Source organism: Actinocorallia populi (assembly GCF_002995495.1).
In the GTDB taxonomy this organism is placed as follows: Bacteria; Actinomycetota; Actinomycetes; order Streptosporangiales; family Streptosporangiaceae; genus Actinocorallia; species Actinocorallia populi.
Window position 1 is genome coordinate 725,423 of record NZ_PVZV01000003.1, and the last position, 22,257, is coordinate 747,679.

23 protein-coding genes are annotated in these 22,257 nt (G+C 71.3%); 4 read left to right on the plus strand and 19 right to left on the minus strand.

Annotated elements, in window-relative coordinates:
- Nucleotides 1-20 precede the first annotated feature (20 nt).
- Together C2865_RS16380 and C2865_RS16385 are read right to left on the minus strand one after the other, a co-directional pair.
- Complete coding sequence (locus tag C2865_RS16380; protein ID WP_232835633.1) at nt 21-1,220, minus strand: CaiB/BaiF CoA transferase family protein; 1,200 nt, start codon at nt 1,218-1,220, stop codon at nt 21-23.
- Nucleotides 1,217-1,858 (minus strand): GntR family transcriptional regulator, encoded by a 642-nt coding sequence (locus C2865_RS16385; RefSeq protein ID WP_157963750.1) that lies wholly within the window; start codon nt 1,856-1,858, stop codon nt 1,217-1,219. The genes C2865_RS16380 and C2865_RS16385 overlap by 4 nt, the downstream gene beginning before the upstream one ends.
- Nucleotides 1,859-1,908: 50 nt before the next feature.
- Between C2865_RS16385 and C2865_RS16390 the strand changes: the two genes are divergently transcribed.
- Both C2865_RS16390 and C2865_RS16395 read left to right on the plus strand, forming a co-directional pair.
- Complete coding sequence (locus tag C2865_RS16390; RefSeq protein WP_106399302.1) at nt 1,909-2,841, plus strand: hydroxymethylglutaryl-CoA lyase; 933 nt, start codon at nt 1,909-1,911, stop codon at nt 2,839-2,841.
- 137 nt (nt 2,842-2,978) lie between these two features.
- Nucleotides 2,979-3,785, plus strand: a complete 807-nt coding sequence (locus C2865_RS16395; RefSeq protein ID WP_232835634.1) for an SAM-dependent methyltransferase — start codon at nt 2,979-2,981, stop codon at nt 3,783-3,785.
- Between the two features lie 122 nt (nt 3,786-3,907).
- On the opposite strand, the gene C2865_RS16400 is transcribed toward C2865_RS16395, so the two are convergent.
- Together C2865_RS16400 and C2865_RS16405 are read right to left on the minus strand one after the other, a co-directional pair.
- On the minus strand, nt 3,908-4,471 hold the full coding sequence (locus tag C2865_RS16400; RefSeq protein WP_106399304.1) for an NADPH-dependent FMN reductase: 564 nt from the start codon (nt 4,469-4,471) through the stop codon (nt 3,908-3,910).
- 56 nt (nt 4,472-4,527) lie between these two features.
- The gene (locus C2865_RS16405; protein WP_106399305.1) at nt 4,528-5,082 is read right to left on the minus strand and encodes an SRPBCC domain-containing protein; all 555 of its coding nucleotides are present in this window, start codon (nt 5,080-5,082) and stop codon (nt 4,528-4,530) included.
- 136 nt (nt 5,083-5,218) lie between these two features.
- Between C2865_RS16405 and C2865_RS16410 the strand changes: the two genes are divergently transcribed.
- Nucleotides 5,219-5,614 (plus strand): winged helix-turn-helix transcriptional regulator, encoded by a 396-nt coding sequence (locus C2865_RS16410; protein ID WP_106399306.1) that lies wholly within the window; start codon nt 5,219-5,221, stop codon nt 5,612-5,614.
- Nucleotides 5,615-5,703: 89 nt separating this feature from the next.
- On the opposite strand, the gene C2865_RS16415 is transcribed toward C2865_RS16410, so the two are convergent.
- The 14 genes from C2865_RS16415 to C2865_RS16475 all read right to left on the minus strand — a co-directional run bounded on the left by C2865_RS16415 (nt 5,704) and on the right by C2865_RS16475 (nt 19,605).
- Nucleotides 5,704-6,504 (minus strand): MaoC/PaaZ C-terminal domain-containing protein, encoded by an 801-nt coding sequence (locus C2865_RS16415; protein ID WP_106399307.1) that lies wholly within the window; start codon nt 6,502-6,504, stop codon nt 5,704-5,706.
- Nucleotides 6,505-6,521: 17 nt separating this feature from the next.
- Complete coding sequence (locus C2865_RS16420; protein WP_106399308.1) at nt 6,522-7,697, minus strand: lipid-transfer protein; 1,176 nt, start codon at nt 7,695-7,697, stop codon at nt 6,522-6,524.
- Nucleotides 7,694-8,116: a MaoC family dehydratase gene (locus tag C2865_RS16425; protein WP_106399309.1), complete on the minus strand. Its 423-nt coding sequence runs from the start codon at nt 8,114-8,116 to the stop codon at nt 7,694-7,696. The genes C2865_RS16420 and C2865_RS16425 overlap by 4 nt, the downstream gene beginning before the upstream one ends.
- Complete coding sequence (locus tag C2865_RS16430) at nt 8,113-9,207, minus strand: acyl-CoA dehydrogenase family protein (RefSeq protein ID WP_106399310.1); 1,095 nt, start codon at nt 9,205-9,207, stop codon at nt 8,113-8,115. The genes C2865_RS16425 and C2865_RS16430 overlap by 4 nt, the downstream gene beginning before the upstream one ends.
- A complete protein-coding gene (locus C2865_RS16435; RefSeq protein WP_106399311.1) occupies nt 9,207-10,160 on the minus strand; it encodes a bifunctional MaoC family dehydratase N-terminal/OB-fold nucleic acid binding domain-containing protein in 954 nt (317 codons plus the stop codon). Before C2865_RS16435 ends, C2865_RS16430 begins: the two co-directional genes overlap by 1 nt.
- Nucleotides 10,157-11,326 (minus strand): acyl-CoA dehydrogenase family protein, encoded by a 1,170-nt coding sequence (locus C2865_RS16440; protein ID WP_106399312.1) that lies wholly within the window; start codon nt 11,324-11,326, stop codon nt 10,157-10,159. The genes C2865_RS16435 and C2865_RS16440 overlap by 4 nt, the downstream gene beginning before the upstream one ends.
- A gap of 21 nt (nt 11,327-11,347) precedes the next feature.
- On the minus strand, nt 11,348-13,003 hold the full coding sequence (locus C2865_RS16445) for a steroid-22-oyl-CoA synthetase (RefSeq protein WP_106399313.1): 1,656 nt from the start codon (nt 13,001-13,003) through the stop codon (nt 11,348-11,350).
- Between the two features lie 11 nt (nt 13,004-13,014).
- Complete coding sequence (locus C2865_RS41435) at nt 13,015-13,140, minus strand: hypothetical protein (RefSeq protein ID WP_269802717.1); 126 nt, start codon at nt 13,138-13,140, stop codon at nt 13,015-13,017.
- Between the two features lie 115 nt (nt 13,141-13,255).
- A complete protein-coding gene (locus C2865_RS16450) occupies nt 13,256-13,618 on the minus strand; it encodes a hypothetical protein (protein WP_106399314.1) in 363 nt (120 codons plus the stop codon).
- A 5-nt stretch (nt 13,619-13,623) separates the two neighbouring features.
- On the minus strand, nt 13,624-14,370 hold the full coding sequence (locus C2865_RS16455; protein ID WP_106399315.1) for an ABC transporter ATP-binding protein: 747 nt from the start codon (nt 14,368-14,370) through the stop codon (nt 13,624-13,626).
- Complete coding sequence (locus tag C2865_RS16460; protein WP_106399316.1) at nt 14,367-15,098, minus strand: ABC transporter ATP-binding protein; 732 nt, start codon at nt 15,096-15,098, stop codon at nt 14,367-14,369. Before C2865_RS16460 ends, C2865_RS16455 begins: the two co-directional genes overlap by 4 nt.
- On the minus strand, nt 15,085-17,349 hold the full coding sequence (locus tag C2865_RS16465; RefSeq protein WP_106399317.1) for an ABC transporter permease: 2,265 nt from the start codon (nt 17,347-17,349) through the stop codon (nt 15,085-15,087). The genes C2865_RS16460 and C2865_RS16465 overlap by 14 nt, the downstream gene beginning before the upstream one ends.
- A gap of 90 nt (nt 17,350-17,439) precedes the next feature.
- Nucleotides 17,440-18,816: an ABC transporter substrate-binding protein gene (locus tag C2865_RS16470; RefSeq protein WP_106399318.1), complete on the minus strand. Its 1,377-nt coding sequence runs from the start codon at nt 18,814-18,816 to the stop codon at nt 17,440-17,442.
- Nucleotides 18,817-18,864: 48 nt separating this feature from the next.
- The gene (locus tag C2865_RS16475) at nt 18,865-19,605 is read right to left on the minus strand and encodes an SDR family NAD(P)-dependent oxidoreductase (protein ID WP_232835635.1); all 741 of its coding nucleotides are present in this window, start codon (nt 19,603-19,605) and stop codon (nt 18,865-18,867) included.
- 246 nt (nt 19,606-19,851) lie between these two features.
- Here C2865_RS16475 and C2865_RS16480 point away from each other — a divergent pair, with 246 nt between their 5' ends.
- The gene (locus C2865_RS16480; protein ID WP_106399320.1) at nt 19,852-21,516 is read left to right on the plus strand and encodes a steroid-24-oyl-CoA synthetase; all 1,665 of its coding nucleotides are present in this window, start codon (nt 19,852-19,854) and stop codon (nt 21,514-21,516) included.
- A gap of 44 nt (nt 21,517-21,560) precedes the next feature.
- Here the strand turns inward: C2865_RS16480 and C2865_RS16485 are convergent, their stop codons facing one another.
- A complete protein-coding gene (locus C2865_RS16485; protein ID WP_106399321.1) occupies nt 21,561-22,160 on the minus strand; it encodes a TetR/AcrR family transcriptional regulator in 600 nt (199 codons plus the stop codon).
- Nucleotides 22,161-22,257 lie beyond the last annotated feature (97 nt).

Consider the following 22,257-nt stretch of genomic DNA (forward strand, 5'->3'; position numbering starts at 1 on the left):
GGCCGTACGGGCGGGAAGGGTCAGACCACGCCGTCGGCGCTCAGCTTCTCCAGGTCTTCGGGGGTGAGGCCGAGGAGGCCGGTGTAGATCTCGGTGTTGTTCGCGCCGAGTTCGGGGCCGACGGAGCGGACTTCGCCGGGGGTGCCGGACAGCTTGGGGAAGACGTTCTGCATCGGGAACTCGCCGAATTCCGGGTGGGCGAGCTTGATGATGGCTTCGCGGGCCTTGAAGTGGGGGTCGGTCAGCATGTCCTTGGCGCGGTAGGTCAGGCCCGCGGGGATGCCGTTGGCGTGCATCTTCTCCAGGACTTCCGCGCTGGTCAGCGAGGCGGTCCACACGCCGATCAGGTCGTCCAGCTCCTCGGCGTTGGCTCCCCGGGCGCCGTGGGTGGCGTAGCGCTCGTCGTCGGCCAGCTCGGGACGGCCCATGACCTCGGCCAGGCGGCGGAAGACGGTGTCCTGGTTGGCGGCGATCAGTACGGGGCCGTCGGAGGTGGGGTAGACGTTCGACGGGGCGACGTTGGGCAGGACGGAGCCGGTGCGCTCGCGCTGGTAGCCGGCGAGTTCCCATTCGGGGATGAGCGACTCCATGAGCGCGAACACGGCCTCGTACAGGGCGGAGTCCACGATCTGGCCCCTGCCGGTGCGGTGGCGGGCGTGCAGGGCGACCAGGGTGCCCAGCGCGGCGAACGTCCCGGCCAGTTCGTCGCCCAGGGAGATGCCCGCGCGGGCGGGGGCGCTGTCGGGGTCGCCGGTGACGTAGCGGATGCCGCCCATGGCCTCGCCGATCGAGCCGAAGCCCGCGCGCGGCGAGTAGGGGCCGTTCTGCCCGTAGCCGGTGACGCGGGTGATGATCAGGCCCGGGTTCAGCTCCCACAGGGCCTCGGGGGACAGGCCCCAGCGCTCCAGGGTGCCGGGGCGGAAGTTCTCCACCAGCACGTCGGCCTCGGCGATGATCCGCCGGGCGAGGTCCTGGCCCGCCGCCTCGCGCAGGTTCAGGGTCACCGACTTCTTGTTGCGCGCCAGGATCGGCCACCACAACGACTGGCCGTGGGGCTTCTCCCTGCCCCACTGGCGCATCGGGTCGCCCGTCACGGGGGGCTCGATCTTGATGACCTCGGCGCCGAAGTCACCGAGGAGCTGGCCGCAGAACGGCCCGGCCAGGAGCTGGCCCATCTCGACGACGCGCAGGTCGTCCAGGGCGCGGGGGGTTTCGGTCACTGGTCCTCCTTGAGGGCGGCGGCGGCGGCGCGCACGTGCGAGCGCATGACGGAGGCGGCCCACTCGGGGTCGCGGGCGGCGATGGCGTCGACGACCTCGCGGTGGTGGCCCATGCTGCGGGCCATCGTGGCGGGGTCGTAGCGGTGGAAGGTCCCGAGGATGAGGGGGGCGTGCATGACGGACGACAACATGCCGGGGAGGCGGCTGTTGCCGGAGGCGTCGATGAGCGCGGCGTGGAAGCGGGAGTTCAGCCGGGCGACCTCGGCGGTGTCCCCCCGTGCCGCCGCGTCCTCGGTGGCCGCGCAGAGGTCGCGCAGTCCGGCGATGGTCGCCTCGTCCAGGCCCGTGCGGGCGGCGCGGGCCGCGGCGTAGGGCTCCAGGAGGCTGCGCAGCTCGAAGATCTCCGCCAGGTCGGCGTCCGTCCAGGCCACGACCCGGGCGCCGCGGTGCGGCAGGACCTCCACGAGGCCGTCGGCGGCCAGGCGTTGCAGCGCCTCGCGGACGGGGGTCCGCGAGAGGCCGAGCCGCTCGGCCAGCTCGCTCTCGCCCAGCCGGTCGCCGGGGGCGGCGGTCCCGGAGAGGATCATCCGGCGCACCGCGTCGTAGGCGGTGTCGGTGGCACGTCGCACAGCAGACATTTTCTCCCCCCTCGGCTATATTGCATGCAACATAGCCGAACCTTCCGTTGATGACCAGCGAAGATCTGAGGCAGGGAGCCGAATTGCATACAACAGTGCTGGAAGTGGGTCCGCGTGACGGCCTCCAGAACGAGGCGCGCGCCCTGTCTCCCGACGACCGCATCGCGTTCATCACCCGCTGCGTGGACGCGGGCCTGCGCCGTATCGAGGCGGTCTCCTTCGTCAACCCCAAGCGCGTCCCGCAGATGGCGGGCGCCGAGGAGGTCATGGCGGGCGTCCCCCGCGGGGAGGGCGTCTCCTACAGCGGCCTCGTCCTCAACCGCCGCGGCCTCGACCGCGCCCTGGAAGCGGGCGTGGACGAGGTGAACGTCGTCGTGGTCGCCTCCGACACCTTCTGCACCCGCAACCAGGGCTGCACGACGGACGAGGCCCTCGACGCCTGGGACGGCATCGCCAAGGCCGCCGCCGACGCCGGCGTCCCCGCCGCCATGACGATCGCCGCCGCCTTCGGCTGCCCCTTCGAGGGCGAGACCCCGCCCGAACGCGTCGCGGAGATCGCCCGCCGCGCCGAAGCCGCCGGAGCCTTCGAGGTCGCCCTCGCCGACACCATCGGCGTCGGCGTCCCCGCACAGGTCCGCGACCTGACCCGCCGCGTCCGCGAGGCCGCCCCCTCCACGACGCTGCGCTTCCACTTCCACAACACCCGCAACACCGGCTACGCCAACGCCCTCACCGCCGTCGACGAGGGCGCCACCGTCCTGGACGCCAGCGCGGGCGGGTTCGGCGGCTGCCCCTTCGCCCCCGCCGCCACCGGCAACATCGCCACCGAGGACCTCCTGTACGCCCTGCACCGCAGCGGCATCGAGACGGGCGTCGACATGGCGGCCGTCGCCGACGCCGGAACCTGGCTCGGCGGCCTCCTCGGCACTCTCCCGCCCGCCCTCCTCGGCCGCGCCGGCGGCTTCCCCGGGCCGTCGGCCTGACCCGCGGGGCACCGGCCTCCGCGGAAGACGGCGGTCCGGGAATGGCCGTAACCGGTCGGACCGCGCATCTCCCGGGAAAGTTTCCGATCATGACAGGCTTCGATCGACGTCAGCAGTCGATCTCCAGGAGCGCATCCGTGACCTCAGCCGCCGTTCCCGGCCTGGACGTCTCCCGCCCCCACCCCGCCCGGATGTACGACTACTACCTCGACGGCAAGGACAACTTCGCCGCCGACCGGGCGGCGGCCGACGAGATCCTCCGGCGCTTCCCCGAGACCCGGATCATCGCCCGCCAGAACCGCGCCTTCATGCGCAGGGCCGCCGCGACCATGGCGGCGGGCGGGGTCCGCCAGTTCCTCGACCTGGGCTCCGGACTGCCGACCGCCGACAACCTCCACCAGGTCGCCCAGCGCACCGCGCCCGGCTCCACGGTCGTCTACGTCGACAACGACCCCATCGTCCTGGTCCACGGCTGCGCCCTGCTCGCCGGGGACCGCAGCACCAGCGTCATCACCGCCGACCTGCGCGACCCCGACGAGGTCTGGAAGCAGGCCGAGCACACCGGCCTGCTGGACCCCGCGCAGCCGCTCGGCCTGCTGATGGTCGCGGTCCTGCACTTCGTGCCCGGCGACCTGGCCGGCCTGATGCGCTCCTACCTGGACCGGCTGGCCCCCGGCTCCCATCTGGCGCTGGCCCACGGGACCGCCGACGGCCTGGACGCCGACCGCACCCGGCAGGCCGACTCCACCTACCAGAAGACTGCCTCCGGCCTGTACCTCCGCGGAGCCCGGGAGATCGAGGCGCTGTTCGACGGCACCCGCCTGCTGGAGCCCGGCGTGGTGCCCACCTGGGACTGGCGGCCCGACCCCGCCCGGCCGGGCCCGTCGTTCTCCGGCCAGGCGGCCTTCCCGGGAGTCCTCGCCGGCGTCGGCCTGGTCCCCTGACCGCACCCGCCCGGCCCGTGCCGCGAAACCGGCGCCTCCGTACGACCGTCCTCCCTTCCCCGCGGCCACGGTGATCGCCGCACCGGCGCCCGGCTCGGCGGTGCGGCGCCGAGCCGGGGTCGCTAGGCGGCCCGGAGGGGGGCGAGGGCGCGGGCCCAGGCCGTCACCTCGGTGAGGAGCTGACGGAGGGCCGCCGCGTGCCGGTCGGAGGGCGTGAAGGTGGTGAAGGACTCGAAGTCGGTGACGAGGGAGAGGTTGAGCTGGGTGCGGACGGTGGCGATGTGGAGGCCCGCGGCGATGAGGCGGAGGTGCTCGACGGCGCGGGCACCGCTCACGTTGCTGCCGTAGGCGACGATGCCGGCGGCCTTGCCGGTCCATTCGGCGTAGAGGTAGTCGATGGCGTTCTTCAAGGAGGACGGGATCGAACGGTTGTATTCGGGAGTGACAAAGACGAAGCCGTCGAGTTCGGCTATCTTCGCGCTCCATTTCCGGGTGTGTTCGTGCGCGTAGTCGCCGAGGAGCGGAGAGCGCGGCTCGTCGAAGAGCGGCAGGTCGTAGTCGGCGATGTCGACGACTTCGAACTCGGCGCCGGTGTCCTCCTGCGCCACCTGGTGCACCCATGCCGCCACCTGCGGACCGACCCGGCCCGGACGGGTGGTGCCGAGGATGATTCCCATTCTGGTCATGCCGTCTCCTCTGTCAGTACGACTGCGTTCTTGCGGTGGTTGGAAGTCTTCGGCTCTCAGGAGAGCCGGGGGACGGCGCCGCGAGGACGGCGGCGCGGACCGGGTTCGGGGTCGAGTGCCGCCGCCAGGCCGTTCATCCGCAGGGTCGTGGCGCCGCGCAGGTGGGGCAGGTCGGCGCTGCCGTCGCCGGTGCGGGTGAGGAAGGCGACCTGCTCCGTCCACTCCAGGAGGGTCGACCCGTTGTCTCCGGCCAGCAGGACGGTGACGAGGGAGGTCCAGCGCAGCAGGCCGTCGACGGTGGACTCGTACCCGAAGACGATCCTGCGGTCCGGCACGATGTCGAGGTAGCGGGACCGGTACTCCAGCCGCTCCGGCGCCGAGCCCATGGCGGAGAAGGTGCTGTGCGCCGTCTCACCGCCGCCGACGCGGAACTCGTGGTGGTGGACGGCCCCTGATCCGGGGAGCCGGAACCAGCGGCGCCGGACGCCGGAGTCGGCGAAGGCCGCGAAGACCGCGCCCGGGGCCGCGTCCAGCCACCGGGAGATCGTGAAGGTGTCGTGCCGGACGTCGAGCCCGTCCCCTGGCCTCGTCGCGGCTTCCTGTGCGCTCATCCGCATCCCTCCGTCCGTCGGCCGCCGCAGCGGTCGTCCTTGGTTACCATCGGGAAGAATTGCGAATCGGCCGGTATTAATCCCCCTATCCGATACGCACTTTCACATAAGCAACGCACCTGAAAGTGGGAATCGCATGGACGCAGTGCTCCGCGCCGACCTGGCCGCGCAGGGGGTGGCGCCCGGCTGCGTGGAGACGATCGAGCTCGTCCGCGACGTCCTCGCCCGGGTCGGCGACAAGTGGACGGTCCTGATCGTCACGGCGCTGGCGACCGGCCCGATGCGCTTCACCGCCCTGCACGAGCGGATCGCGGGCATCTCCCAGCGCATGCTCAGCCACACCCTGCGCGCCCTCCACCGCGACGGCCTGATCACCCGGACCGCCTACGCCGAGGTCCCCCCGCGCGTCGAGTACGAACTCACCCCGCTCGGCCGCTCCCTCGCCGCGGCCGTCGACCACCTCGTCCACTGGGTGCAGACCCACCAGACCGACATCGCCCGCAACCGCGAGGAATTCGACACCGGCAGATGACGACCGGCCTCCGCCGCGCCGGATGCCTGCTTTCCCGCAATGGCGAAGGCCCGCCGATCCGCAGATCGGCGGGCCTTCGGGGACGAGCGTTACGAGCCGAAGAGGACGCGGCCCGCGGACAGCACGGTCTTGCCGTCGACGGCCGCCTCGAAGAGCAGCGCGCCGTCGTCCTCGCGCCAGGCGCTGACCTGGAGGACGTCGCCGGGGAAGACGGGCGAGGCGAAGCGGCCGTCCAGCTCCAGCAGGTCGGCCGGGTGGGCGCCCGCCACGTCCGCCAGCGGCAGCGTCACCGCGGCGAGGGTGCACAGGCCGTGCATGAACGGCCTGGGCATGCCGGCGGCCTTGGCGGCCTCCGGGTCGATGTGCATGTGGTGGCGGTCGCCGAGGAGGCGGTACAGGGCCGCCTGCTCGGTGCCCGTCGGCAGCGTGAACTCGTGGTCGGGCTCTCGCTCGGGGCGGCGGGCCGCGGACGGGCCGCGCTCGCCGCCGAAACCGCCGCAGCCGGGCGCGAAGATCGACCAGGTGGCCTCGAGGTACTCGGTGTCGACCGCGACCTCGAAGACCGCCGCGCCGCCCTTGTCCCAGACCTCCGAGACGGTGGCCTTCATCTCCAGGTCGCCGGACGCCGGCAGCGGCTTGCGGACCCGCAGGCGCTGCGAGCCGTGCACGGCGGTGCCGACGTTGAACGCACCGGCCGAGCCGAGCACGTCAGGCGCCCACTGGGCGCGGGTGAGGGCGAAGGTCGGCAGGACCTTCAGCCGCTCCTCGAAGACGAGGTCCAGGTCGGTGGCCTTGGCCCCGACGGCCAGCGCGTACAGGATCGCGTCGGTCTCGCCGTACGCCTCGGTCCGCGCGCCGAGGTCGCGTCCGCGCCATTCTCCGGAGTTCACGGTCTCTTCCTTCCCGCTCACGTGTCGGCCGCCAGGATCAGCCCGCTGGTCGGCACGCCGGTACCGGCGGTGACCAGGACGTTGTGCACGTCGCCCGGCTGGTTGACGGACGTGCCGCGCACCAGCCGGACGGCCTCGGCGATGCCGTTCATGCCGTGGATGTAGGCCTCGCCGAGCTGGCCGCCGTGGGTGTTGGTCGGCAGCCGGCCGTCGAGTTCGAGGTTGCCGTCGGCGATGAAGTCCTTGGCCTCGCCCTTGCCGCAGAAGCCGAGCTCCTCGAGCTGCGGCAGCACCAGCGGCGTGAAGTGGTCGTACAGGACCGCGGCCTGGATGTCGGCCGGGGTGAGCCTGCTCTGCGCGTACAGCTGCTTGCCGACCAGCCCCATCTCCGGGATGCCGGAGATCTCGGGCCGGTAGTAGCTGGTCATCATCAGCTGGTCGGGACCGGAGCCCTGCGCGGCGCCCCAGATGACGGCGGAGGGGTTGGGCAGGTCGCGGGCCCGCTCGGCGGAGACCACGACGATCGCCTGGCCGCCGTCGCTCTCCTGGCAGCAGTCCAGCAGGTGCAGGGGCTCGGCGATCCAGCGGGACGCCTGGTGCTCCTCGAGCGTGATGGGACGCCCGTAGAACCACGCCTTGGGGTTGGTCGCGGCGTGCTTGCGGTCCACGACGGCCACGCGGCCGAAGTCCTCGCTCGTCGCGCCGTACTCGTGCATGTACCGGCGGGCGAACATCGCCACCCACTGGGCGGGCGTGGACAGGCCGAACGGCGTCATCCAGGAGTAGGCGGCGCGGTCGGCGCTGACGTCCATCGGGCGTTCGGCCTGGCCGAGGCCGTAGCGTTCGCCCGAGCGCTCGTTGAACGCGCGGTAGCACACGACCACGTCGGCGACGCCGGTGGCGACGGCCATCGCGGCCTGCTGGACGGTGGCGCAGGCCGCGCCGCCGCCGTGCCCGATGCGGGAGAAGAACTTCAGCTCGCCGATGCCGAGGTTGCGGGCGATGTGGATCTCCGAGGAGGTGTCGGCGGTGAAGGTCACCATGCCGTCCACGTCGGAGGGCTCCAGGCCCGCGTCGGTGATGGCGGCCAGCACCGCCTCGCAGGCGAGCTGCAGCTCGCTGCGGCCGGACTCCTTGGAGAACTCGGTGGCGCCGATCCCCGCGATCGCGGCGGCTCCGGGCAGCACGCTCATCCTTCACTTCCTTCGGGCAGCTGGACCACGACGGTGCCGGTGACGTGCGGGCCGATGGCGTTGACGCCCTTCACCGCGATCTCGACGCTGCGCCCGGAGTCGTCCTTGGCCGTCACGCTGCCGGTCATCACCATGGTGTCGCCGGGGTAGTTGGGCGCGCCCAGCCGGATCTTGATCTTCTTGACCACGGCGGCGGGCCCTGCCCACTCGGTCACGTACCGGTCGACCAGCCCGTTGCTGGTCAGGATGTTCATGAACACGTCCTTGGAGCCGCGCTCGGCCGCCAGGGACGGGTCGTGGTGCACGTCCTGGTAGTCGCGGCTGGCCAGCGCGGTCGCCACGATCATGGTGCGGGTGAGCGGGATGCTCAGCTCCGGCAGCTCCTCCCCCACCCGGACGTCCCGGTAGGCGCGGCTCATGACGCGGCCCCCGCCAGGAGGTCGCCGAGCTCGGCCAGGTCGGCGGACGCGCCGCCGAGCACGCCCGACAGCTGCTTGCCCCACAGGAAGTAGCGGTGCACCGGGTAGTCGACGTCCACGCCGATGCCGCCGTGCAGGTGCTGGGCGCGGTGGACGGCGTTCAGGCCGCCCTCGTCGGCCCACCACTTGGCGGTCAGGGCGGCGGTGGTGGCGTCCTCGCCGGCCTCCAGCAGCGAGACGGCCTTCCACAGGCACGCCTGCATGGCCTCGATCTCGATGTAGGTGTCGGCGAGCTGGTGCTGGACGGCCTGGAAGGTGGCCAGCGGGCGGCCGAACTGCTCGCGCTCGGACAGGTAGGAGCCCGCCAGGCGCATCGCGCCGTCGGCGACGCCCGCCTGGGCCGCGGTGACCGCCACGCGGGTCAGGTCCAGGACGGTGCGCAGCGCGCCCTCGCCCAGCGCCTGGGCGGGAGCGCCCTCCAGCGTGAGGTTCCCGGCCACGTCGTGGCTGGTGGTCGACGTCCGCTCCCACGCGGTGCCCGGCGCGGAGGCCTCCACGACGAACACGCCGGGGCCGTTCTCGGTGCGGGCGGAGACCAGCACGTACCGGGCGCCGAAGGCCGAGGGCACGACGGCCTTGACGCCGGTCAGCTTCCAGCCGTCCCCGTCCGGGACGGCCGAGCAGCGCGGGTCGGCCGGGTCGGCGGGCGCGAACTCCTCGAGCGCGACGGTGGCGCGCCCGGCGCCCTCCGCGATGCCCGGCAGCAGCGCCTCGCGCTGCGCGGCGCTGCCGTGCCGCGCGACGGTCAGCCCCGCCACGAGCGCGGGCCACACCGGGGCGGGCGCGACGCTGCGGCCCTGCTCCTCCAGCAGGACGCACATCCCGCCGACGCCCAGGCCCGCGCCGCCGTCCTCCTCGGGCAGCGCGATGCCGAGCAGGCCGGCGTCGCCCAGGGCCTTCCACAGCTCCTCGTCGACGCCGTTCTCGCTCTGCTCGGCGGCGCGCAGCCGGTCGGCGGTGGCGTAGTCGGTGAAGATCTGCCGGGCCAGTCCCCGGACCTCTTCGAGTTCCTCGCCAAGGGTGAAGTCCATCAGTCTTCCTTCTTCGGGACGGCGGGCCGGAAGACCGGCAGGGTCAGGTCGGGGTCGGCGTCCAGCCACTCCAGCGAGACCGGCATGCCGATCTCGACGTCCTCGGGCGCGACACCGGTGAGGTTGGCGGTCAGCCGCGTGCCCTCGGGCAGCTCGATCACCGCGATCAGCAGCGGGTAGTCGAACGCCGGGTGCCGCGGGTGGTGGGCGACCACGTAGCTGTAGACGGTGCCCTCGCCGGTGGACTCCACGGTGTCCCACTCGAACGAGCCGCACACCGGGCAGCACGGGCCGGGCGGGTGGCGCAGCGACTCGCAGGCCGAGCAGCGCTGGATGACCAGCCGGTGCTCCCTGGCCGCCTCGAACCAGAACGCGTTGTCGGCGTTGATCGCGGGCCGGGGCCGCTTCGCCCTGGGCTTGGGCTTGTCCGCCGGGACGAACCGCAGGGTCCGCCAGCGCTGGGTGGCCACGACCTCGCCGTTCTGGTCGCGGTAGGTCTTCATGGTGGACACGAAGCGCCCGGTGCCCAGCCCGGTCTTCTTCTCCGGCGAGATCGACTCGACGGTCTCGGAGACGGAGATGTGGTCGCCGGGGACGAGCTCGCGCTGGAACTCGAACTCCGAGTCGGTGGCCACGACCGAGGTGTAGCCGCCCTCGGCCAGCAATGCCACCAGCTCGTCGAAACCGGCGGACGAGCCGTCATCGACGGGGTTCACCGTGGCGGCGTACCCGCGCATCGTCCACGCCTGGACCATCGACGCGGGCGCCACGATCCCCGGACGCCCGGTGGCCTTGGCGGCCTCGTCGTCCAGGTAGACGGGGTTGGCGTCCGCCATGGCCTCGGCCCAGTGCCGGATCATCGGCACGTTCACCGGGTCCTGGCCGCGCCGCTCGGCGACCAGCTCCCGGCCGACCCAGGCCTGGAGCCTGGCCTCGTAGTCCTCAGCGCTCATCGGCCGGACCTCGCCCTCGGCAGGCCCAGGCCCTGGACGGCGACCATGTCGCGCAGCACCTCGTTGACGCCGCCGCCGAAGGTGTTGACGATGCCCTGGCGGGACAGCTGCTCGATCTGCCCGAACAGCACCGCGCCCGGCGACTCCGGACGGATCCGCCCGGCCGCGCCGAGGATGCCGGTGAGGGTGCGCTGCACGTCGATGTGGGTCTCGGTGCCGTAGGCCTTGGTGCCGCCGGCCTGGGCGCCCGACAGGTCGCCGGTGGTCTCCACCGCCCAGGTCATCTTCCAGTTGAGCAGCGCCATCGCCTCGAGCTTGGCGTAGGTGCGGGCCAGGTCGCGGCGCACCCACGGCAGGTCGATGACGCCGTTGTCGCGCGCCCAGTCCCGCACGTCCTCCCACAGGCGGATCATGCGGCCGCCGAGCGCGGCCAGGCCGATGCGCTCGTGGTTGAGCTGGTTGGTGATCAGGCTCCAGCCGCCGTCGACCTCGCCGACGACGTCCCCGGCCGGGATCCGCACGCCCGCGTAGTAGGTGGCGGTGACGACCATGCCGCCGACGCACTGGATCGGGCTCCAGGAGAACCCTTCGGCGTCGGTGGGGATGATGACGATGGAGATGCCCTTGTGGCGGGGCTTGTCCGGGTCGGTGCGCACGGCCGTCCACACGTAGTCGGCGGTGTTGGCGCCGCTGGTGAAGATCTTGCTGCCGTCGACGACGAACTCGTCGCCGTCGCGGACCGCCTTGGTGCGCAGCGACGCCAGGTCGGTGCCGGCGTCCGGCTCGGTGTAGCCGATCGCGAAGACGATGTCCCCGGAGAGGATGCCCGGGAGGAACTTCTTCTTCTGCTCCTCGGTCCCGTACTTCATCAGCGTCGGGCCGACGGTGTTGACGGTGACGAACGGGAACGGCAGGCCGGCCCGCTGCACCTCGTCGAAGAAGATGTACTGGTCGGAGAGGGACCGGCCCTGGCCCCCGTACTCGACGGGCCAGCCGATGCCCAGCCAGCCGTCGTTCCCGAGCATCTTGACGACCTCGCGGAACCGGCTGCCGCCGACGCCCTCCTCGCCGACCCGGCGGCGCACGTCCGCGGGCAGCAGGTTGGCGAAATAGGCACGAAGTTCCGCGCGCAGTTCCTGTTGCGCTGCGGACTCACGCAGATCCATGGGCACTCTCTCTCTGGATGGTCAGGGCAGGAAGCGCAGTCGGCCGCTGGCGACGAACTCCTCGCGCAGCGCCTCCTTGTCGGCCTGGGTCATCGGGGTGTAGTCGGGGGTTCCCCGTCCCACCCACCGGTAGACGGGCTCGTCGGTACGCCAGCCTTCGATCTGGAGCTGCTTCTTGGCCAGCTTCCCCGAGCCCGTGGTGGGCAGGGAGTGGGAGAAGCGCACGAAGCGGGGGGCGCCCTTGGTGCCCAGGTCGTCCTGGGCGGCGAGGAACGCCGGGAGGTCGAGGTCGGCGAAGGCGGTGCCCTCGGGCACCTCGACCGCGGCCATCACCTGGTCGCCCGAGCGCGGGTCGGGCACCGCGAACGCGACGGCGTCGATGACCTTGGGGTGGCGGCGCAGCACGAGCTGGGTGTGCAGGGAGGAGATGTTCTCCGAGTCCACCCGGATCCAGTCGCCCGAACGGCCGGCGAAGTACAGGAAGCCGTCCCCGTCGAGGTAGCCGAGGTCGCCGGTCCAGTACCAGCCGTGGCGGACGCGCTCGGCGTCGGCCTCGGGGTTCTTGTAGTAGCCCTCGAACTTCTCCGCGCCGTCGGTGTCGACGATCTCGCCGATGGCCTGCTCGGGGTTGACGACCTTGCCGTGGGCGTCCAGGACGGCCGGAGGGCACTCCCGGCGGGTCTGCGGGTCGACGATCTTGACTCCGGTGTGCATGGGGCGGCCGAAGGCGGTGACGGGGGTGTCGGGCGTCTGCTTGATCATGCCCGCGCCCTCGCTGGAGCCGTAGCCCTCGACGAGCCGCGCGCCGAAGCGGCGCAGGAACTCGGCGCGGTCCTCGGGCGAGGCCTCGGTGCCGAAGCCGTGGGTGAGGGTGTTGTCGGCGTCGCCGTCCTGCTCGGGCGTGGCCAGGACGTAGCCGATGGCCTTGCCGACGTAGGTGAAGAACGTCGCGCCGTAGCGCCGCACGTCGGGCAGGAAGCCCGAGGCGGAGAACTTCGGGGCCAGGGCGACGGTCGCGCCCACGGCCAGGGCGGGTGCCCACAGCGCCATCAGCGCGTTGCCGTGGAACAGCGGCATCGGGCAGTAGCAGACGTCCTCGCGCTTGACGTCGTACTTGGCGCTGTTGTTGCGGCCCAGCTCGGCGAGCCGCCCCTGGGAGCAGCGGGCGGCCTTGGAGGCGCCGGTCGTGCCGGAGGTGAACAGCAGCAGCAGCTGCGTCCTCGGGTCCACGGACGGGTCCGCGGCGGGTTCGCAGGCGTGCCCGGCGACCAGGGCCGGGTAGTCCTCGTCGTCGATCAGCAGGAACCGCTCGCGCGGCACTCCGATGTCCAGGCCCTCCAGCAGCTCCAGCCCGGCCCGGTCGGTGACGACCAGCTGCAGGTCGGTGTGGCGGACCTCCTGCTCCAGGTAGGCGCCGCGCCGGGTGGAGTTGATCCCGACGACGGTCGCCCCGCCCAGGGCGGCGGCACCGAGCCACAGGACGTACTCGGGCACGTTGTCCAGCAGGACCCCGATGTGGAAGGGGCCCTCCCGGCGCAGCTTCGCGGCCAGCGAGGCGCGGGCCGCGCTCTCCCGGACGACCTCGTCCCAGGTCCAGGAGCGCTCGCGGTCGAGCAGCCCGGGACGGTCGTCCCCGACCCGGGCCAGCAGCAGTTCGGCGATCGTCTCGTTGCGCAAAGTTCGTTCCTTCAGGCGGCCGCGTGGGGGAGGTGGAAATCGATCAGTTCGTAGGTCGCTGCCTCGGTGGTGCGGTCGCACGACACCAAGGGCCCGATCTTGGCGGGGGCGAAGACGCCGGGAGTCGACTGAGCCAACGGAATTTCCTCCAAACGAACACCCCGCATAAGGGCGCGCAGTCAAACTAAGTCAGCGGGATGCCCCCGGTATGAGGGCATCCCGCTGACTGGGAGCGACAGACTTACCGGCTGGTCAACGCCGGGAAAGCGCCTCGGTGACGGCCTCCGTGTGGGCCTGGGACTCCGCCAGCTGGCGCATCAGCCACAGGCGCAGCACCCGGGTGACGGCGGCGGCGACGTACAGCGCCGCGCCCAGCAGGGTGACGGCCAGGAACGCGACCGCCAGGATCTGGGTCGAGGCGATGTCGCGGTTGTCGTCCAGCGCCAGGGAGTTGCTGTAGGAGACGAAGGTCCCCACCACGCCGAGGATCATGACGACCAGGCCGATGATCCGGAACCTGCCGTCGGCGGCGGACGCGTTGCCCGCGCCGACCTTCTGGCCGGCCACATCCTCGGCGAACTTGGCACGGCGCTCTTCGCTGTGGGTCGTGGTCATGGGGGTCAACCTCCTAGGTATTCGCTGGAAAGACGGCCTTCGATCTCATCCGGCGTGCCGGTGTCCACGATGCGGCCGTGAAGCATGAGGGCGGCGGTGTCCGCGATCGGCAGCACCACCCGGGCGAACTGCTCGGCGACCAGCACCGACAGGCCGCCCGCGACGAGCTCGGCGACGGTCTCGTACATCTGGCTGACGATCATGGGCGCCAGGCCCATGGACAGCTCGTCGAGCAGCAGGACGGCCGGGTCGGTGGCCAGCGCCCGCGACAGGGCGAGCATCTGCTGCTCGCCGCCCGACATCGAGCCCGCGAGCTGGTTGCGCCGCTCGCCGAGGATGGGGAACCGGCCGTAGGCGACCTCTTCGAGCTTCTTCAGGTCGGTGCCGGTGCCGGTGGCGATCCACAGGTTCTCCCGGACCGTGAGGTTCGGGAAGACGCCGCGGCCCTCGGGGATCGCGCACACGCCCAGCTTCGCGATCTCCTGCGCCGACAGGCCGTTGACCCTGCGCCCGGCCAGGCGCAGCTCGCCGCCGTTCAGCGGCAGCAGCCCGGTGCACACCTTCATGGTGGTGGACTTGCCGCCGCCGTTCGGGCCGAGCAGCGCCACCACCGAGCCGGGGTGGACGGCCAGGTCGACGCCGTGCAGCACCTGGATCGCGCCGTAGCCCGCGCGGGCTCCGACCAGTTCGAGCACGGGCGTCCGCTGCTCCGCCTCCACGGCGGCGCCCGGCGCTCCGGTCTGCGTGCTCATGCCACCTCCTCGGTTCCGATGTAGGCCGCGATGACCTCGGGCGACTCCTGGACCTCCCGCGGCGAGCCCGAGGCGATGATCGAGCCGTAGTCGAGCACGTGGATGGTGGCGCACAACTTCATCACCAGCGGCAGGTCGTGCTCGACCAGGCAGATCGCCAGGCCGTCGGCGGCCAGGCCGGTCAGCAGCTCGGCGAACGCCTCGGTCTCCTGCTCGGTCTGGCCGGAGGCCGGCTCGTCCAGCAGCAGCACCCGCGGCGAGGTCATCAGCGCCCGCGCGACCTCCACCACCCGCGCCCGGCCGGTGGGGATGTCGGAGACGTCACGGCCGGCGATGTCGGTGAGCCCGGTCAGCTCCAGGATCCGGTCGGTCTCGGCGTCCAGGTCGATGCGCTTGCGGGTGGTGGCCCGCAGGATGTCCCCGGCGACCTTGACGTTGTCGCGCACCGACAGCGACAGGAACAGCTCCAGCTGCTGGAAGGTGCGGGCCAGGCCGAGCTTGGCGCGCTTGGCCGGGGACATCCCGGTGATGTCGACGCCGTCGATGAGGACCCTGCCCTCGGTGGGCTTCTGCAGGCCGGTGACGGTGTTGAACAGCGTGGTCTTGCCCGCGCCGTTCGGGCCGATCAGCCCGGTGATCCGGCCTTCCTCGGCCCCGATGCTCACCTGGTTCACCGCGGTGTTGCCGCCGAAGCGGACGGTGACTCCCTGGGTCTCAAGCAGGGGCATTGACTTCCTCTCCCTTCTGCGGGGCGGCCGCCCGGACGCCGGGGACCCGGGCGGGCAGGCCCAGCGCCAGGTCGAGCCGGTCGCGCAGCGTGTCGGTGAACGGCTCGTCGTCGCGGATCTCGTCCGAGTGCCCGTGGCCCTCGACGGGGGCGACGGCGTGCGGCATGAGCTTCTGGCCGACGGCCGGCAGCGCCATCACGACCACCAGGGCCAGCAGCGTGAACGTCCAGCTGCCGTAGAGGCCGGCCAGCGCCAGCGCGTACAGCACCGCCACGAGCGCGGCCCCGCCGATGAGGACGGGCCTGGCCTCGCGCAGGGAGCGGTAGCCGTCCATGATCCCCTGCACCGAGCCGCTGGGGTTCTTGCCGACGCCCATGCCGACCAGGGCGGTGCCGACCATCACCACGTTGCCCAGCAGCTCGAAGAACGTCGCGGCCTGCGGCTGGGAGATGGCCAGGTCGTTGAAGGTGCCGACGAGCAGGGTGAAGCCGATGCCCGACATCACCCCGCCGAACAGGGCGCCGCTGATGTAGCCGATGCCGCCGACGACCACCAGCATCACCAGCGCGAGGCTGGCCATGAGGCCGAAGCTCTCGCCCTCCACCGAGCCCATGGCGGAGCTCATCAGGATGCCGCCCAGGCCGGCGATGGCAGCCGAGAGCATGAAGACGCTCAGCTTCAGCTTGACCAGGTTCTGGCCCAGCATCGCGGTGGCGGCCGGGCTGTCCTTCATCGCGGCCAGCCGCCGGCCGTAGCCGCTGTTGCGCAGCACGGCCAGGCCGAGCGCGATCAGCGCGAACAGCGCGGTGGCCACCAGCAGGAAGGTCAGCGGATCCCCCAGGTCGACCGGGCCGAACCTGGGCTTGGGGATGATGAGCGTGCCGTCGGGGAACAGCGTGAAGGTGAAGCCCGCCAGGGTGTGCTCGACGGTGTCGCGCAGCACCATGTTCGACAGCAGCGCGCCGAAGGCCAGGGTGGCCAGCGCCAGGTAGAGGCCGCGCAGCCGCAGCGCCGGCAGGGCCACCAGGCCGCCGACGACCGCGGTGGCCACGACGGCCAGCGCGATGCCCGGGAGGTTGAGGCTGGCGTCCAGGCCGCTGCCGGTGATGCCGAAGTGGAAGACGATGACGGTGGCGATCGCGGCGAAGGACATCGGGGCCAGGTTCATCTCGCCCGCGTAGCCCGTCAGCAGGGTGAGGGACAGGGCGATGATCGCGAACGCCATGCCCAGGCCGAGCGTGGTGATGCCCGAGTCGGCCAGCAGCAGCGAGTACAGGAACACGATCCCCAGCAGCACCAGGCCCCACGTCGCCGCGGCGCGCACGCTCGGCACCCGGTAGCGCTCGCGGGTGCGGGTGGCGGCGCCGCGCAGCCGGTCCTGCGGCAGCACGACGATCACGATGAACAGCAGGATCATCGGCAGCGAGACCCGGAAGTTGCCCGTCCAGGTCCAGTCGCTGGGGAAGTAGGCGGTCACGTACGCGCCGAGGAGGCCGAGCACCATCGCTCCGACGAAGGCGGGCGGGATGTTGCGCAGGCGGCCGAACATGGCGGCGGCGAAGGCGTCGATCACCAGCAGGGTGAGCGCGTTCGCCTCCAGCGAACCGCCGCTGACCGGGGTGATGAGGATGCCGGCGAGCACCGCGAGGGCCGAGCCCAGCGCCCAGGAGATCGCCGCGACGCGCGCCGGGTCGTGGCCGTTGAGCCGCAGCAGGTCGGGGGAGTCCACGGTGCCGCGCATGACCACGCCCACCCGGGTGCGGTGGAAGAGCATCCGCAGGCCCAGCGCGATGGCCAGGGCGACGGCGAGGCAGAGGATCTCGTGGAGCCGCACGACCACGCCCGCGATCTCGACGGAGGCGTCGGATCCGAAGAACATCGTCAGCGTGCGGGGTTCGACCGGGTCCCAGATCCACTGGGACAGGTAGACCATGCCGAGCATGACCGCGACCGTCACCACGATCTTGGCGACCTCGGCGGTGTCCCGCAGCGCACCCATGATCAGCTTGTGCAGGAGCAGGCCCATCAGGGGACCGAAGACGCCCACCACGAGCAGCAGGGACAGCCACACCGGCAGTCCCCAGCCCACGGAGAGCTGCCAGTACAGGAAGGTGCCCAGCATGGCCTGGGCGCCGTGCGCGAAGTTGAAGATGCCCGAGGTGTTGTAGGTCAGGACCAGACCGGAGGCGGCGATGGCGTAGACCGACCCCAGAACGAGCCCGAGGATCGTGAAGGTAAGGAAGGTGGTCATGGTCGCCCTTGTGGAGATGAGGGAGAGGTGCGGGCGGGCCGGCCGCCGGAACGGCCGGCCCGCGGAGTCCGTGCGCGGGGCACGGTCACATCAGGACTTCAGGAAGGTGGTGGCGATCCGGTCCTCGTTGAGCTCGGTGCCCCACAGCGACTTGTCGGTGTCGACCACGGCGTTCTCCGGGCAGGAGAACTCGCCCCGCTCGGCCGGAGCGATCTGCTCGTACTTCGAGCCGGTCAGCTTGAGCATCAGGGAGCACTTGGCCGGCAGGTTGGCGCCGGGGTCGGTGGCCGCGTGCAGACCGCCGCCGGTCCACTCGTGCACCTGGGAGATCTCCTTGGCGACGCACTCGCGGGTGAGGTCGGAGCCGCAGGCCTTGGCCGCGTTCGCCCACAGCAGGAACGCCGAGGTGGCCTGCATGCCCAGCAGCGCGGTCTTGCCGCCCGAACCCTCGACGATCTCCAGGTACTTCTTGACCGCCGGGACCTTGTCGGCGTTCTCGAACGGCTGGAAGATCATGCTGAGGTGGATGTTGTCGCCCTGGCCGCTGGCGTTCCACTTGGAGATGAAGTCGGTGTACCAGGTGGCCTCACCGATGAGGGGGACGTCGACGCCCACCCGGTCCAGGGCCTCGAGCATGCCCAGGGCCGCGGGGTCCGGGGTCTTGGAGGTCCACAGCGCCTTGACGTCGCACTTCTTGAACTTCTCGGCGAACGGCACGAAGGTCGCGTCGCCCTTGACGTTGAGCTGGACGCCGCACTTCTTGAACTCGACGTCCATGCCCTTGAGCACGCTCTCGATCTTCCGGGTGCCGGTCGCGATCGCCGGAGAGGTCGAGTTGATCGCGTCGAGCCCCGTCTTCATCTCGGGGAACTTCTCCATGGCCAGCATCAGGCCCGAGGCGTTGTAGCGGTCGACCGGGTAGGGCACGGCCTCGAACTTGTTCGGGCCCATCGTGGCGTTGGGGCCGACGGTGAAGCCCGCGACCGTGGGCAGCTCGCACGCGACGCGGTACTGCTCGGCCGCCTCGTCCATGGCGAAGCCCTGGCCGACCAGCATGAAGTCCTGCTTGCAGGCCTTCTGCATGACGCTGACCGACTGCATGTAGGCGCCGTCGTACTGGTTGCCCTTGATCTTGCGGCCGTTGATGCCGCCCTGCTCGTTGCACCAGTCGATCATCGCCTTGACGGCGTCGCCCATGTCCTTGTTCAGGCCGGGCGACTGGGCGAATCCGCGGTCGTCGCCGTAGCCGATGACGATCTCGGAGTCGGTGACCCCCTGGGCGGTGGCGCCCTTGGCGTCCCCGGCCCCGCACGGGGAGGCGAGCGTGCCGAACATGTTGTCGGACGCCTTGGTCTCGGACTTGGCGTCCGAGCCGTCCGAACCGGAGCGCTGGCCGGCGCAGGCGGTTCCCAGCAGCATCAGGGAGAGGACGCCTGCGGTGATGCGCCCGAACTTGCTGGCTTTCATAAGGGGGTTGTGCTCCTTCGAAAAGGTGGGGTGAGGGTGGCGGAGGGTTCAGCCGAAGAAGGCCTGGCCTCCGTCGAGGGGGAGGGTCGCACCGGTGAGGTAGCGCATGTCGGGCCCCACGAGCGCGACCACCGCGCGGCCGATGTCCTGCTCGCACTCGCCGATGTAGCCCAGGGGGATCGTCTTGCGGAACTCCTCGGCCTCTTCGGGGAACGCCTCGGTCCACTGCTTCAGCCCGGGCGACAGGGCGTGCGGCGCGATGGAGTTCGCGCGGATGCCGTCAGGTCCCCATTCCGCGGCCGCGGTGCGGGTCAGCGACCTCAGCGCCTGCTTGGCCGCCGCGTACGCGCCGTACGTGCTCGGGTCCCAGCGCACCATGGAGGAGGACACCAGGTTGATGATGTTCCCGCCGCCCCGCGCCTTCATGTGCGGGTGGCAGGCCTTCATGAAGGCGAACGCGGCGAAGGGACCGCTCACGAAGCCCTTCTGGAAGGCCCTGTCGTCCATCGACAGCAGCGGCCCGTAGGACCCCGAGTAGGCGTTGTTGACGAGAATGTCGACACCGCCGAAGGCCGCGACGACCTGGTCGACGACACCGGGGATGGTCTCGGTCTTCAGGACGTCGCAGGTGAAGGGCTCCGCGCGGACGCCCCGTTCACGGATCAGCTCGCAGGTCGCCTCGAGCTTGGCCGCCGTGCGGCCTAGGACCGCTACCGCGACCCCTTCGGAGGCCAGAGCCAGTGCGATCCCCTGGCCGACACCCTGGCCTGCGCCCGTAACGATCGCCACCTGCCCGGATAGGCTTCGCAATGGTTCTCCTAGTTATCCAGGTCACAACGAATCGCCATAGTGATGTGACCCGAAACACCCGGAGAGATCAGTCCCACTCAGCGGAACGGCGTGCGAAGAGCCTTCCGATCAGCGGCGTCCCACTGATCGAGACATCTTGGCCGCGTTTGTCAGACGTGTCCAGAATGAGCACTCACGGCCGTTAGAGTGACGTGCGTCATGCGGCAGAGGAGGAAGAGGTAACCGATGAGCGACGTGGCGGCGATGATGGCCGAGGTCATGGGACGACTGACCGGCCCCGGCGGTGAATTCGCCCTGGTGGAGACCCCCGGGCAGCGGGCCCCCGGTTTCGTCGGCGCCGCACGCGACCTCGGCGAGGTGCTCACCGCCTCCCTCGCCTACGGCGACCGCGACTACATCGTCACCGCCACCGAGCGGCTCAGCTTCACCGAGCACGCCGAGCGGGTCGCCGCCCTGGCCCGGGCGCTGCGCGAGGAGCACGGCATCGTGCCGGGCGACCGCATCGCCATCAACGCCGCCAACACCCCCGACTGGATCGTCTCCTTCTGGGCCGCGGTCGCCGTCGGCGCCATCACCGTGGGCTACAACGCCTGGTGGGCGCCGCGCGAGATCGAGTACGCGCTCGGGCACACCACCCCCAAGCTGGTCATCGCCGACGCCAAGCGCGCCGCGCTCATCGGCGACCGGGCCCCGGTGCTGACGCTGGAGGAGGGGGTCCCGGCCGCGGTCGCCCGCCACCAGGGCGCCGAACTGGTCGTGCACGCCGCCGAGCCCAACGACCCGGTGGTCATCCTCTACACCAGCGGAACGAGCGGGCGGCCCAAGGGCGCCGTGCACTCCCAGCGCAACCTCACCTCGGTCATCGAGTACCACCGCGTCAACAACGCGATGTCGGTCGAGATGGCCGCCCAGTGGGGCATCAAGATCGACCCGGCCGACCAGCGCCACCTGCTGGCGCTGCCGCTGTTCCACATCGCCGGCCTGCACAACCTCGCCGTGGCCCGGCTCGCGACGGGCAGTGCGGTGATCATGCACCAGGGCGCGTTCGACGTCGACCGGGTGCTGAGCCTGGTCGAGAAGGAGAAGGTCACCAACTGGGGCGCCGTGCCGACCATGGCGCACCGCATCGTCGAGCACGGCGACGTCTCCAGCTACGACCTCTCGTCGCTGACGGCGTTCGCGCTGGCCTCGGCCCCCTCCTCCCCCGCCTTCAAGGCCAAGCTGCGCGAGGCGTTCCCGCCGGCCCGCGACGCGCTGGTGGACAGCTACGGGCTGACCGAGTCCTGCACCGCGATCGCGGTCGCCACCCCGATGGACCTGCAGGCCGCCCCCGGCTCGCTGGGCCGCCCCGTCACCGGTGTGCGGCTGGAGATCCGCGACGCCGACGGCAACGTGCTGCCCGACGGCGAGGAGGGCGAGATCTGCGTGCTCAGCCCGTACATGATGACCGGCTACTGGGCCGACGAGGAGGCCACCGCCAAGGCGATCGGCCCGGACGGCTGGCTGCGCACCGGCGACATCGGCATGATCGACCAGGGCCGGCTGCGGCTGACCACCCGCCGTTCGGACCTGATCATCCGCGGCGGGGAGAACGTCTACCCGGCCGAGATCGAGAACGCGCTGGCCGAGTTCCCCGGCGTGCGCGAGTGCATCGTCCTGGGCGCCCCCCACCCGGACCTGGGCCAGGAGGTCATGGCCGTCGTCGTCTTCGCCGACGAGCCCGCCTCCGAGCAGGAGCTGGCGGACTTCGCCCGCGAGCGGCTGGCCTACTTCAAGGTGCCGTCGCGCTGGAAGATCACCTCGGCTCCGCTGCCCCGCAACGCCACCGGCAAGGTGATCCGCCGCGAGGTCGAGGAGTCCGTCGGCCTCACCCCCGCCGCCGCCTCCTGAGAACGAACGCGCGCTGAGGCCGCCCCGGTCCGTCCGGGGCGGCCTCAGCCCGTCTCCCCCGTGTAGAGGGAGACCATCCGGTGCAGGTGGCGGCGGAACCTGTCGACCGCCTCCGGATCCTCGGGACCCATCCTCTCGCCGGCGTCGTCGAAGATCCCGCCGCGGACGAAGTCGTGCACGGACCAGAAGAGGTCCTGCAGGACCAGCCCCTGGTCCAGATCCTGCCGGAAGGCACTCCTCGTCAGCGTCAGCACCCGGGCGAGCTGGGGTCCGGAACCCCGCTGGTCGACCTCGGTGAGGTCGGCGGCGTCCTGCAGCCTGCGCTGCAGCCACAGCCCCGCGTCCTGCGGGCGCCGGAGGAAGTGGTCGAGGGTGGCGTCGACCAGGTAGTGGATTCCCCCCGCGTCGGGCGTGTAGTTCTCGACGACCTTCGCGAAGGCCTTCTCGCCCTCCAGCCGCACGTTCTCCATGACGTCGAGGTAGAGCTGCCGCTTCCCCCCGAACTCCTCGCCGACGGTCTCGACCGGCACGCCCGCCGCGTCCGCGATCAGCTGCACGCTCGTCTGGTCGTATCCGAGGTCGGCGAAAAGGTGTTCTGCCGCGTTGAAAACCGACTGATGGGCTGGATCACCCCTTCTGCTCATGGCAAGACCTCCCCTGCCATGCTAACCAGGGGTAGTTTCACCGTATCTGAGAGAAAAAGTAGCTTTCAAGCAAAAAGTCCCGCCGTCGCGCGGACGG